The 12,338-nt window shown below is 66.4% G+C and carries 11 protein-coding genes; 8 read left to right on the top strand and 3 right to left on the bottom strand.

From position 1 onward, the window contains the following. The first annotated feature begins 55 nt into the window (after positions 1 to 55). The 4 genes from dapF to EJP67_RS09280 are packed head-to-tail and all read left to right on the top strand — an operon-like array spanning position 56 to position 3,240. Positions 56 to 931, top strand: a complete 876-nt coding sequence (gene dapF / locus EJP67_RS09295; protein WP_126021429.1) for a diaminopimelate epimerase — start codon at positions 56 to 58, stop codon at positions 929 to 931. Further along, complete coding sequence (locus tag EJP67_RS09290; RefSeq protein WP_126021428.1) at positions 928 to 1,632, top strand: DUF484 family protein; 705 nt, start codon at positions 928 to 930, stop codon at positions 1,630 to 1,632. The genes dapF and EJP67_RS09290 overlap by 4 nt, the downstream gene beginning before the upstream one ends. Next, the gene (locus tag EJP67_RS09285; protein WP_126021427.1) at positions 1,629 to 2,264 is read left to right on the top strand and encodes a YdcF family protein; all 636 of its coding nucleotides are present in this window, start codon (positions 1,629 to 1,631) and stop codon (positions 2,262 to 2,264) included. The genes EJP67_RS09290 and EJP67_RS09285 overlap by 4 nt, the downstream gene beginning before the upstream one ends. Beyond that, the gene (locus tag EJP67_RS09280; protein WP_126021426.1) at positions 2,248 to 3,240 is read left to right on the top strand and encodes a tyrosine recombinase XerC; all 993 of its coding nucleotides are present in this window, start codon (positions 2,248 to 2,250) and stop codon (positions 3,238 to 3,240) included. The genes EJP67_RS09285 and EJP67_RS09280 overlap by 17 nt, the downstream gene beginning before the upstream one ends. Positions 3,241 to 3,267: 27 nt before the next feature. Here the strand turns inward: EJP67_RS09280 and EJP67_RS09275 are convergent, their stop codons facing one another. Beyond that, positions 3,268 to 3,858 carry a DUF4276 family protein gene (locus EJP67_RS09275; protein WP_126021425.1) on the bottom strand — a complete coding sequence of 197 codons (591 nt, stop codon included), beginning with the start codon at positions 3,856 to 3,858 and terminating at the stop codon, positions 3,268 to 3,270. After that, positions 3,855 to 5,060 carry an AAA family ATPase gene (locus tag EJP67_RS09270; RefSeq protein ID WP_126021424.1) on the bottom strand — a complete coding sequence of 402 codons (1,206 nt, stop codon included), beginning with the start codon at positions 5,058 to 5,060 and terminating at the stop codon, positions 3,855 to 3,857. The genes EJP67_RS09275 and EJP67_RS09270 overlap by 4 nt, the downstream gene beginning before the upstream one ends. A gap of 141 nt (positions 5,061 to 5,201) precedes the next feature. Here EJP67_RS09270 and EJP67_RS09265 point away from each other — a divergent pair, with 141 nt between their 5' ends. After that, a complete protein-coding gene (locus tag EJP67_RS09265; protein WP_126021423.1) occupies positions 5,202 to 6,425 on the top strand; it encodes a class I SAM-dependent rRNA methyltransferase in 1,224 nt (407 codons plus the stop codon). A gap of 109 nt (positions 6,426 to 6,534) precedes the next feature. Continuing rightward, on the top strand, positions 6,535 to 7,587 hold the full coding sequence (locus tag EJP67_RS09260; RefSeq protein ID WP_126021422.1) for a CobW family GTP-binding protein: 1,053 nt from the start codon (positions 6,535 to 6,537) through the stop codon (positions 7,585 to 7,587). An 88-nt stretch (positions 7,588 to 7,675) separates the two neighbouring features. On the opposite strand, the gene EJP67_RS09255 is transcribed toward EJP67_RS09260, so the two are convergent. Continuing rightward, positions 7,676 to 9,184: a YdgA family protein gene (locus EJP67_RS09255; RefSeq protein WP_240650571.1), complete on the bottom strand. Its 1,509-nt coding sequence runs from the start codon at positions 9,182 to 9,184 to the stop codon at positions 7,676 to 7,678. Positions 9,185 to 9,589: 405 nt separating this feature from the next. Here EJP67_RS09255 and dksA point away from each other — a divergent pair, with 405 nt between their 5' ends. Both dksA and EJP67_RS09240 read left to right on the top strand, forming a co-directional pair. After that, entirely contained in the window at positions 9,590 to 10,552 is a 963-nt protein-coding gene (gene dksA / locus EJP67_RS09245; RefSeq protein ID WP_240650570.1) for an RNA polymerase-binding protein DksA, read from the top strand. Positions 10,553 to 10,602: 50 nt separating this feature from the next. Beyond that, on the top strand, positions 10,603 to 12,285 hold the full coding sequence (locus tag EJP67_RS09240; RefSeq protein ID WP_126021420.1) for an STAS domain-containing protein: 1,683 nt from the start codon (positions 10,603 to 10,605) through the stop codon (positions 12,283 to 12,285). Positions 12,286 to 12,338: the final 53 nt, after the last annotated feature.

Below are 12,338 nucleotides of genomic sequence, written 5' to 3'. Positions count from 1 at the left end.
GCGGGGGCTTGGGCCCTCGGTCGCCAGGGGCGATGCCCGTGGCGATAATCCCGGGATGCGAATCCGCTTTACCAAGATGCAGGGAGCCGGCAACGATTTCGTCGTGCTGGACGAAACGCGCGGCACGCTGGGCCTCAGCGCCGCGCAATACCGCTTTCTGGCCGACCGCCACTTCGGCGTCGGCGCCGACCAGATCCTCACCGTGCGGCCCTCGCCGGGCGAAGGTATCGACTTCCAGTACGTGATCCACAACTCCGACGGCGGCGAGGTGGAGCAGTGCGGCAACGGCGCGCGCTGCTTCATGCGCTTCGTCAGCGAACACCACCTGACAGAGAAGAAGCAGGTGCGCGTTCAGACCCTCTCCGGCGTGATCGAACCCCGCATGGGCGCCGACGGCCGCGTCACGGTCGACATGGGCGCCCCCATCTTCGAACCCGCCCGCGTGCCCTTCGACCCCGCCGGGCTCGACCCGCAGGCCGAGGGCGGGTGGCACAAGTGGCATCTGGCCCTGGGCACCCACGCCGGCAGCGCTATCGTTTCCGTAGCTGTGCTCTCGATGGGCAACCCGCACGCGGTGCAGGTGGTGGATGACGTCGACACCGCCCCGGTGGCGGAGCAGGGCCCGCAGATCGAGCACCACCCGCGCTTTCCGCAACGGGTGAATGCCGGGTTCATGCAGGTGGTCGACCGATCCAGCATCAGGCTGCGGGTGTTCGAGCGCGGCGCCGGCGAAACGCTGGCCTGCGGCACCGGCGCCTGCGCGGCGGTGGTGGCGGGCATCCGCCTCGGGCTGCTGGAGCGCCGCGTGGACGTGCAGACGCACGGCGGCGTTCTCACGATCGAGTGGCAGGGGGAGGGCCAGCCGGTGCTGATGACCGGACCGGCCGTCACGGTCTTCGAGGGAGACATCGAGGTGCCGGAGCTGCCATGACCCACTTCACGAGCAACAACAACGACGCCAACGCCATGAACCCGATCACCGAAGACGACATCGCCAACTACCTGGCGAACACGCCCGACTTCTTCGAGCGCCATGCCCAGCTGCTGGCGCAGGTGCAGCTCACCAGCCCGCACGGCAACCGCGCCGTGAGCCTGCAGGAGCGCCAGGCCGAGATGCTGCGCGAGAAGATCAAGGCGCTGGAGCATCGCCTGATGGACATGATGCGCCATGGCACCGAGAACGTCGTGATCGCCGACCGCCTGCAGCGCTGGACCACGGGCCTGCTGACCACGCGCGACCCGCGCAGCCTGCCGTACCGCATCGCGGTCGACCTGCAGTCGCTCTTCCTGGTGCCGCAGACGGCCATCAAGGTGTGGGACTGCGGCAGCGAATACCTCAACGAGGCCTACGCCCAGTGGGTGAGCGACGACGTGAAGGCGCTGGCCACCTCGCTGACCTCGCCCTACTGCGGGCTCAATTCGGGTTTCGAGGCCTCCAGCTGGCTGCCGGAGCCGCAGTCAGCGATGTCGATCGCGCTGATTCCGCTGCGCCCCGGCCCCGAGTCGCCGGCCTTCGGCCTGCTGGTGCTGGCCTCGCCCGACGCGCAGCGCTTCAACGCCGAGATGGGCACCGATTTCCTGGAGCGCATCGCCGAGCTGGCCTCGGGCGCGCTCTCGCGGCTGCGTCCTTGAAACGTCCGCGCTGGTTGCGGCGGCCCTGGCAGGTCGTGCTGGCCTTTGGGCTGGCGGCTGTGGCCCTCGTGTACGCGGCCATCGGTGCATTCATCTGGCGGCATTCCGAGGACTTGCTCGCGAATCCGCCCCGGCGGCAGGCCGACGCGGCGCTGGTGCTCGGCAGCCGGGCGTACCTCGACGGCAAGCCGCACCCGTGCCTGACCGGCCGGGTCGACACGGCCCTGGCGCTGGCGAAGGCCGGGCTCGTGCGGCAGCTGGCCTTCTCGGGCGGCGTGGATTCCGAGGACAGCCGCATCGAGGCCATCACGATGGGCGAACACGCGATCGCCTCGGGTTTCACCGGGTCGATGCTGCTGGAGCCCGCATCGACCTCCACGCGGCTGAACCTGTCGCTGTCGCGCCCGCTGCTGCTGGCGGCGGGGGTGCGCAGCGTGGTCATCGTGTCGGAGCCCTTTCATCTGTGGCGCGTCGAGCGTCTCGTGAAGATGAGCGGCTTCGACAGGAGCTTCGACGTGCAGTACGCCGCGGCGCCCACTTCCTGCTGGCAGGCGCTCGGCCCCTTCTCCAAGGGCGCGTTGCGCGAGCCGGCGGCCATCATCAACAATGCGGCTCATGGCTATCTCTTCTGAGCCGGTCGCATCCGTTCCGCCAACTCCTACGGACTGGATCGAGAAATACCTGGAGCACGTGCGCGTCGAACGCCAGCTCGCGGCGCGCACGGTCGAGCTCTACGCCTTCCACCTGCAGTCCCTGCGCGAGCACGCCGCCGAGGCCAAGCTGCCGCTGGACCGCGTGCAGACCGCCCACATCCGCCGCTGGATGGCGCAACTGCACAGCGCCGGGCGCGAGCCGCGCGGCATCGCGCTGGTGCTGTCGTGCTGGCGCAGCTTCTATCGCTGGCTGGGGCATGAAGGGCTGATCGGCTTCAACCCGGTGCAGGACGTGCACGCGCCCAAGGCCGGCCGGCCGCTGCCCAAGGCGCTGGGCGTGGACGACGCGGTGCGGCTCGCCGAGCTGTACGACCCCGAGGCCGACCCATGGACCGAGGCGCGCGACGGCGCCATCGTCGAAGTGCTCTATGGCTGCGGCCTGCGCGTGAGCGAGCTCACGGGGCTCGATGCGCAGGCCAGCGGCACGGCGCGCGGCTGGGTCGACCTGGACGCGATGGAGGCCAGCGTGCTCGGCAAGGGCAGCAAGCGCCGCATCGTGCCCATGGGCAGCAAGGCGGCCGAGGCGCTGCGCGACTGGCTCGCGGTGCGCGGCGATTGCCCCGGGCTGACGACGGCCCGGCTGCGCGATCCGCAGGCGGCGGCCGCGCTCTTCATCAGCGCCAAGGGCATGCGGATGTCGTCGCAGGCGGTGTGGAAGCTGCTGCGCGAGCGCAGCCTCAAGGCCGGCCTCGCGGCGCCGGTGCATCCGCACATGCTGCGCCATTCCTTCGCGAGCCACGTGCTGCAGTCCAGCAGCGACCTGCGCGCGGTGCAGGAGCTGCTGGGCCACGCCAACATCGCGACCACGCAGGTCTATACGCGGCTGGATTTCCAGCACCTGGCCAAGGTGTACGACGCGGCGCATCCGCGTGCGAAGGCAAAAAAAGAAGACTGAGTTGGGCGGTTTCCAGATTTTGATTCGCTAGTCGCGATGGTGCTTGAGCCATTCGCTGCATAGTTTTCGAAACGAGCGACTTGAGTCAAAAGCTTGTTGAAGATCCATCCGGGCAGAGAAGGCGGGCTGATCAGTTGTTTCGTTGTAGCCGGCTCCCCCCATCCTTTTGCTGAGCCAACCCTTGGCATTCCGCGGGGTTTCAGGTGTAGCTGCGTCGAGAGGATTGTCGAGCACGAAGTTTCTCGATCCATGCAGGGAACTTGCTGCAGCAATGAACCAAGCTTCGTATTCACGATTTGCGAGCACCACGGAAACATTGCGGTGAGGAACGATTTCGCGCGCACGGCGCAGAATTTCTGCGCCGCGAGTCGCGGGACAGTCGTCGTCTGCGTCCAGCAAAACAAGGACCCAGCCGTTGTTTTCGCATTTTGCAGCTGCAAGCAACAAGTGCCTTCGAAATTCGGCCTCGCGATTCAGAAAGCGATCTTTATAGACACGGATGGGGACGGGTAATCGAGCGGGTGAATCCGGTGTTTGCCATTCACATATTCGGCGAAGCAAAACCGGCAGGGCTGCTACTTCACCATCTCCCTCGACGATGCAGGCAACGTTGATCAAGATGCAACTCGCCCAAAAAGTTCTACTTGTTTTTGGCTTTGTGCATTCAAGATTTCCCGATCGGGGACCAATTGATTCATGCGCAAGAGCTCGCCAGCTGAGAAAAGATGATCCCGCATCGACTCGCGTGACGCGAGGTCCAAGGGGCCGATCATCGTCTCGCCTCCTTCTGAAACTACAGCGAGAAGGGAGCTTGCATCCAGACTTTGGTCGTCCAGCAGATCTGGACTATGGCTTGTCACGATGATTTGGGTCTTTTTAGAAGCGCGTACAAGAGCTTCACGCAGCGCTGCACTGGCAGCAGGGTGAAGTGCCGTCTCTGGCTCTTCAACGCCGATCAAAGATGGAGCGTAGTCCCGATTACTTTGAAAGAGCGCAGTCAAGACCCCGAGCGCTCGCAAGGTACCATCGGACATGTTCTGGGCCAAGAAGCGCCAAGGGTGTTTCGAGCCTGCCATGTCTTGGCGAAACTCCAATGTTTCCATCGGACCGATTTTTTTTCTTTCAACGCCATGCACCATGGGTGCTACGGTCTGCAGATACTCTTGAATCACGACCATTGCCTCGGGTGCGAATCGCTCGAGATGCCCAATCACGCTGGCGATGTTTTCTCCTACGGGCTTAAGCAGCCGACCGTCCTGAGGATTCTGCATTTCTCGCATCAGTTTGGGATTCAAGTTGTAGAAGCCCATCGCCGTTAGTGCATCAAAGACAGGTCTGAACGCTGTGAGGCCGGAGAGACTCACGAGCGCGAGTCGGTCCGAAGTGATGGCGGGGAAGGTCGGCTCGCTGGTTCTTATCAATGAGCCGCGTTCAATACGAAAGAATGGGCCCTTCCCGACGCCACCGATCGCACATTCCTCGGTTTGCACCTCGTGCCCGAGTCCTTGGCGGGTTCCCACTTCGAACGCATAGTGGCCTAGCGTGCCATCGTTCAGGAAGAATTCCAGTCGAATACCGAAATGAGTTGGGTGCCCATTTGATCTCCGACGTACCTCGGAAAGGCCTCCTCTCTTATTCAGTGCGTTATCGAGAGAACCGGTCAAGGCGTCGCCGACAAGATGGAGTGCATCGAGGAAATTACTCTTGCCGGAGCCGTTCGCTCCGACGAGATACGTCAGAGGGCCGAGTTCGACGTCGCAGCTACCGATGCTTCGGTAGTTTCTAAGAACGACGCGCCTGAGGAAAATGGGAGCGCTCACCTTGAGGGCCTTTCGGGATCGGATGTCGCTGAAAATATCAGCCGATGAATATTCAGCGCTGTGCAGCTGATGTAGTTTCGCATGCGGCGCCGGTTGTCAGCGCTTTCGCAGGCGATGTCTCTCCTTCTGATTCACTAAACAATGAAAACCCTTCGCCTCAAACCCGGCAAGGAGCGCTCGCTGCAGCGCCGCCACCCGTGGGTGTTCGAATCCGCCATCGCGCGCGGCGGCGCCGATTCCGGCGAGACGGTGCGCGTCGAGTCGCACGACGGCGCTTTTCTCGCGTGGGCTGCGTTCAGCCCCGCTTCCAAGATCCGCGCGCGGGCCTGGAGCTTCACCGAGACGCAGCGCATCGACGCCGCCTTCCTCGCCTCGCTGTGCGCACGCGCCGTGGCCGCGCGGGGCCTGTTCGATCTGCAGAGCGACGGCGTGCGGCTGGTGCATGGCGAGGCCGACGGCCTGCCGGGGCTGATCGTCGACCGCTACGGCGACACGCTGGTGGCGCAGTTCCTTTCGGCCGGCGTGGAGCGCTGGAAGGGCGCGCTGGCCGATGCGCTGCTGAAGGCCACGGGCCTTTCGAAGCTCTACGAGCGCTCCGATGCCAGCGGCCGCGAGCGCGAGGGGCTGAAGCCGGTCACGGGCTGGCTGCGCGGCGAAGGGCCGACCGAGATCGTCATTCGCGAGCACGGCTGGAAACTGTCGCTGGACATCGCCACCGGCCACAAGACCGGCTTCTACCTCGACCAGCGCGACAGCCGCCAGCGTTTTGCCGAGCTGGCGCAGCACCGTCGATTCAGGCGCGTGCTGAACTGCTTCTGCTACACGGGCGGGTTCACCGTCGCGGCGCTGGCGGGGCTGAAGGCCGCGGGCGCGCTCGAGGGCGCGCAGTTGGTGTCGGTCGATTCGTCGCTGCCGGCGCTGGAACGGGCGAGGGGGCATCTGGCGCTCAACGGCTTCGATGCCGCCGGCGGGCAGGGCATCGAGGCCGAGTTCCTCGACGCCAACGTCAACACCGTGCTGCGCGAGTTCATCGACCAGGGCCGCACCTTCGACGCCATCGTGCTCGATCCGCCCAAGTTCGCACCCACCGTGGCGCATGCCGAGCGTGCGTCGCGCGCCTACAAGGACATCAACCGGCTGGCGCTCAAGCTCCTGGAGCCGGGCGGGGTGCTGCTGACCTTCTCGTGCTCGGGCGGCATCAGCGCCGACCTGTTCCACAAGATCGTGGCCTCGGCGGGGCTCGACGCGGGCGTGGACGGCTACATCGCCGAGCGGCTGGGCGCGGCGCCGGACCACCCGATGACCATCGAATTCCCTGAAGGCGAGTACCTGAAGGGGCTGGTGGTGGTCAGGAAGCCGGCCTGAAGCAGGCTTGACCCTGCCGCCAACGCAACTCAGTGGCATTGGCTAAACTGCCGGGCCGCGCCTTCCACGGCCCCCATTTCCCGTTTTCCGCATCCGGAGCACTTTCCCCATGGCCCTCATTCCCGCGACCATCCTCACCGGCTTTCTCGGCTCGGGCAAGACCACGCTGCTCAAACGTATCCTGACCGAGGCCCACGGCCAGAAGATCGCGGTCATCGAGAACGAGTTCGGCGAGGAGAACATCGACAGCGACATCCTCGTGACCGAGTCGAAGGAGCAGATCGTGCAGATGAGCAACGGCTGCGTCTGCTGCACCATCCGCGAAGACCTGCGCGAGGCGCTGCAGCTGCTGGCCGCCAAGAAGCGCCAGGGCCTGCTCGACTTCGACCGCGTGGTGATCGAGACCACCGGCCTGGCCGACCCCGGCCCAGTGGCGCAGACCTTCTTCATGGACGACGAGATCGCGGAGAGCTACCTGCTCGACTCGATCCTCACGCTGGTGGACGCCAAGCACGCGCCGCAGCAGCTCAACGACCGCCAGGAAGCGCGCCGCCAGGTGGGCTTCGCCGACCAGATCTTCATCAGCAAGAGCGACCTGGTCTCCGCCGAGGAGACCGACGCGCTGATCCACCGCCTGAAGCACATGAATCCGCGCGCGCCGCAGCAGAAGGCGCATTTCGGCGAGGTGCCGCTCAAGGACATCTTCGACCTGCGCGGCTTCAACCTGAACGCCAAGCTCGACATCGACCCCGACTTCCTCAAGGAAGACGACCACGACCATCACGACCATGACCACGCGCATGGCGAGCACTGCGACCATCCCTCGCACAAGCATGAAGGCCATGGCCACCATCACCACGTGGACGACGACGTCAAGAGCTTCGTCTACAAGGCCGACCGCCCGTTCGATCCGGCCAAGCTGGAAGACTTCCTGGGCGCGATCGTCAACATCTACGGCCCGCGCATGCTGCGCTACAAGGGCGTGCTGAACATGAAGGGCACCGAGCGCAAGGTGATCTTCCAGGGCGTGCACCAGCTGATGGGCAGCGACCTGGGCCCGGAATGGGGCAAGGACGAGGCGCGCCAGAGCCGCATGGTGTTCATCGGCATCGAGCTGCCGCGGGAGATCCTGGAGCAGGGGCTGGAGCAGTGCCTGGTCTGACCTGAAGAGCCGCTGAAGGCTTCCTGAAGCAAACAAAAACGGCGCTGGCCCGCGAGGCCAGCGCCGTTTTCCGTTGGGGCAGGGCGGCTTACTTGCCTGAGCCGTTCATGCCGGGCGCTCCGCCCAGCGGCTGGCCGTTGACCTTCAGGTTGCCCTCGCTGAACTCGACCTGGGTGGTGACGTCGTCACCGTCGCGCTTCACGAAGCCGCTCTGCTCGCCCTGTTCGACCAGGCCGGCCACCATTTCGGGCGGCGGCGTCTGGCCGCTCTCGGCACCGGTCTCGGCCAGCTTCTCCAGCCACTTCATGGGCAGCCGCGCGTGGGCCTTGAGCACGCCGCGCTTCATCATCAGCGCCGTGCCCGGCAGTTGCAGGTCTTCGTCGGTCACACCGGCCATGCCGGCCGAGTAGCCGAGTTCGGCGCGCTTGCCGTCGATCTCGACCACGAGCTTGTCGATGCCGGCCTCGGGCGCGTACTTGGCCATGGCCTTGAGGTCGGGCGTGAGTTGCTCGGCCAGCGCCTGCATGGCCGCCTGGGAAGCCTTGCTGCCGCCCTTGCCGCAGCCGCTGGCGGCGCTGGACTGCATCCAGGCATCGGCCAGCTTCCTGTAGCCGGCGCCGTGGATGCGGCGGGCGCCGCTGGTCAGCTCGAACTTGTCGATCTTCGTCTCGCCGATCTTGCCGGTGCCCTTGAGGGTGCCGGTGGAGGCGTAGAGGCCGTCCTTCATGGTCGCGTCGCCCACGAGGTCGATGTTCTGCAGCACGACTGCCGGCAGCGCCTTCGGCGGCTCCGAGCCGTCCTCTGCCGCTTTCTTCCTGACGGCGAACTCCAGCGTGTCGAGCCGGCCCTCGGTCTTGCCGGTGGCCAGGAACCAGCCGGCGCTGCTGTCCATGTCGGCCTTGGCGGTGAGCTTGCCCATCTTCATGGTCACGCCGCTCTTCACGTCGCTGAAGTCGAGGCCGGGCATGTTCAGGTCGTACCGTGCCTGGGTGCGCGCGGCGTTCACGTTCACGCGGGCCTGCAGGCCCTGCCAGTCGAGACGGCCCTTGCCTTCCTCGGACAGCCTGGCGGGGGCGACCGTCAGGTCGGTGGTGAAGGCTCCGTCGAAGCCGACCTTGGTGCGCGCCGACAGGGGCTTGGCCTCGCCGAACAGCTTCTTCAGCTCGGCCTGGGTCTTGGGATCGAGCACCAGTTCGCTGTCGATGGTGGCGGCCGCCAGCGTGCCGCCGGCCAGCGGGCCGTGGTGGATGGTGTCGCGGATGGTCAGGCGCAGCTGCTTCGGCGGCTTGATGGCGGGGGTATCGTCTTCCTCGCCGTCTTCCTTTTCCTCTTCGTCCTGGCCAGCGGTGGGCTGGCTGGCTGCCGGCGCGGCCGCGTCGGCCGAGCAGCCGATTTCCAGCGTGACGGTGCTGACGGCGCCCAGGAAGCCGCGTTCGTACTTGCGCTCGGTCACGCGCACCAGCGCGGTCTGCTTGGGCAGCTCGTCCAGCGCGGTGTCGTAGCGCGACTTGATCTGCGAACCGGCCCACCAGGTGCTGCCGCCGTAGGCGGCGGCGATGGCCGCGGCCAGGACTCCCAAAACTGCTTTCTTGTTCAAGGCTTGTTGCTTTCTTGTGTCTGTCTTGCGATTGATCGGAATGATCGGATAGGCCCCCTGCGCCATATGGACAAGGGCCGGGGCCCGCGCGCCGCCCCCTCCGGCGGCGCCGGGCGATGCTAACGGAGTCGGACGACGCGCCGGAACATGTCCCGCGGCTTCGAGTTCTCTATACAATCGCGCGCCTGTTTCGCAAGCCACGTCCTGCTCCCAAGGACAAGATGTGACTTCCGGCACGGGGCGCCGTACGTTTCTGGCGGGCTTTCGGGGGTATAACCCCGGGGTTCGCCACTTGGCGGGCACCCCGACAACGGGAGCCTGCGCGGCCTGGAGGCTGCAAGAGGCTCCCATGGGAGGAGACACCCAGTGAAAGCGCGTTCCAGTTCGTCAAAGGAGCCAGTCACCGTGAAGAAACCCGCCGCCAAGGCCACGCCAGCAACCAAGCCCGCCGCCAAGAAGGCGCCGGCTGCGAAGCAGGCTGTACCCGCGGCCAGGAAGGTTTCCGGTCCCGCGACCAAGGAGAAGAGCGCACCGTCCAAGAAGCCCGCAGCACCACCGGCCAAGGCCGCGAGCGCTGCGACCAAGAAGTCCGCCAAGCCTGCAACTGCCGCCACGAAGACCGCGGACGCCGGCTCATCGTCATCCAAACCCGTCGGCCGTCCTGCGGCTGTTTCCTCTGTCCCCCCGATCCCCATGAAAAAAACGGCTGCCGCCTCCACTTCCGCCCCGGCGACACCCTCGATGCCCGCTCAAACAGCCACGCCCGCTCCCGCCGCGCGTGGTGGCCGCGTGTCCCGGCTGTCGCAACTGACCGTCCCCTCGATGCCGCAATCGGTGGCGTCGACGGCCGCCAAGTCCACCTTCTCCCAAAGCCATTCCAACGCGCTGGTGCCTCCGCCGCCCCTCGCCATCAAGAAAGACCCGAAACTGGCCAACAACTGGAAAACCAAGTCGCCCGCGGAACTGAGCGATGCCGAAGTCATCGCCATGCCCGACGACGAGTACATGAACGAGAAGCAGATGGCGTTCTTCCGCCTGAAGCTCGAAGAACTCAAGCGCGGCATCCTCGAGAACGCCGGCGAGACCACCGAGCACCTGCGTGAAGACACGGTAGTCGTGCCCGACCCGGCCGACCGCGCCACCATCGAGGAAGAACATGCCCTCGAGCTGCGCACCCGCGACCGTGAGCGCAAGCTGCTCAAGAAGATCGAGCAGTCGATCCAGCGCATCGACGCCGGCGACTATGGCTACTGCGACGAGACCGGCGAGCCCATCGGCGTCGGCCGCCTGCTGGCCCGCCCGACCGCGACGCTTTCGCTCGAGGCGCAGCAGCGCCGCGAACTCAAGCAGAAGATGTTCGGGGACTGAAAGCCAGCACAAGGTAGATAAAAGCCAGCGTCTTCGATAGCCTCCTCCGAATGCCAAAGGAAGATTCGGGCCGCCTTCTTTCAAAGGTGGCCAAGTTTGTCCGCAATCCCCTGAAGGATTGGTCGGAGCTGGACGCGCCTTCCTCCGCCAGTTCGGCCTCCGATTCCTCGCTGCCCGCGCAGACCTACAGCCGGGAGATGCTCAAGGAGATGATCGAGCGGCGCCAGCGCAACGATTTCGTTCGCCGGCGCGAGTTCGACATGCTGCGCAAGCTGCGCCAGCGCGAGGCCGCGGCGCACGCCTTCGAGGCGACGGTCACGCCGTCTTCGTTCAACGTCAACAGCTCCTCCGAGAGATCGGAAGGCCGCGCGCTCACGCTCAAGAAGATCGACGAGATCGAGCAGCAGATGTCGCAGCAGTGGTGGAAGGGGCGCGGGCCGAACGGCGAGGTGCTGGTCAATCCGCCGCCCGAAGCCGGCGCCGAGACCCTGCCGCCGGTGGACACCGACGAACTGCTGTCGGAGCCGGCTCCGCCGTCCCTGGCGGTGGAGGCGGCACAGGTCGCCGGCGAGGCCGGCGCAGCGCCGGCCGTCGCGGCCAGCGTGCCGCTGCTGTCGTCGCGCCTGGCGCACGATGGCGCGCTCGAGGAAGCGGTGATCCGTTTCGCCCACGGCGACGACACCGGCGCCGAAGCGATCCTGCTGCAGGCGCTGGCTTCGCCCCCCGACAGCGTGTCGCCGGTCGAAAGCGCGACCGACGCAGCCTCCGAGCGCGACGACAACCGCTGGCGGGCTCTCTTCGACCTGTACCGCGCCACCGGCGACGCCGCCAAGTTCGCCGCCGCCCGCATGCGCTATGCGCAGCGCATGCGGCGCATGGGACCCGACTGGGTCTCGCTGGAAGAGCTGGCGCGCAGCGTCAAGGCCGTCACGGCGAGCGAGGAGGCTGCCGGCATCGCCGAAAGCGGCGCTCCCGCCGACTGGACCTGCCCCACGCGCCTCGCGCGCGAAGGCCTCATGGACCTCACCCGCGCGCTGTCGAAGGCGGGCTCGGTGTGGACGCTCGACTGGCGTGGCCTGCATGCCATCGAACCCGAGGCCGCCGCGCCGCTGCGCGTGCTCTTCACCCACTGGGCCGATTCGCCGGTGCAGCTGCGTTTCATGGGCTCGTCGCAGCTGCTGGCCGTGCTGTCCGAGGCCGCGCCCAACAACGAGCGCGGCACCGACGACGTCTGGTGGCAACTGCACCTCGCGGCGCTGCGCATGATGCACCTGCCCGACGACTTCGAGCTGGTGGCGCTCAACTACTGCATCACCTACGAGGTGTCGCCGCCCGCCTGGGCAGACCCGAAGGGCGAGTGCACCACGTTGGCCGCGCCGCCTGCCAGCCGGCCCAGCTCGGTGTGGTCGCTGCTGTCGGTCGGCGGCGATTCGGAGAGTTTTCCTTCCACCGACAGCGGTTTTGCCGCGCTGGCGGGCGACCTGCGGGGCGAGTCGCTGTCGAACTGGCAGCGGCTGGACCACGACCTGCGCCACACCACGGCGCCGGTCATCTCGTGCGCGGCGCTGCTGCGCATGGACCTCGCCGCCGCAGGCACGCTGCTGAGCTGGGTGCGCACGCGCGACGCCAACGGCGAGCGCGTGCAGTTCGTCGACGTGCACCGGCTGGTTGCCGCGCTGTTCAATCTGGTAGGCATCGCCGATCACGCCACGGTGGCCGTTAGGAAAAACTGAAACCCGCACCGCCTTGCGGCGGTTGCATTGCCGCCGCGCACCCCCAGATGGCT

Origin of the sequence: Variovorax guangxiensis (assembly GCF_003952165.1) — a bacterium.
Lineage (GTDB): Bacteria > Pseudomonadota > Gammaproteobacteria > Burkholderiales > Burkholderiaceae_C > Variovorax > Variovorax guangxiensis.
The sequence above is the reverse complement of the archived record's forward strand: the minus strand, read 5'-3'. Positions and strand labels throughout refer to the sequence as shown.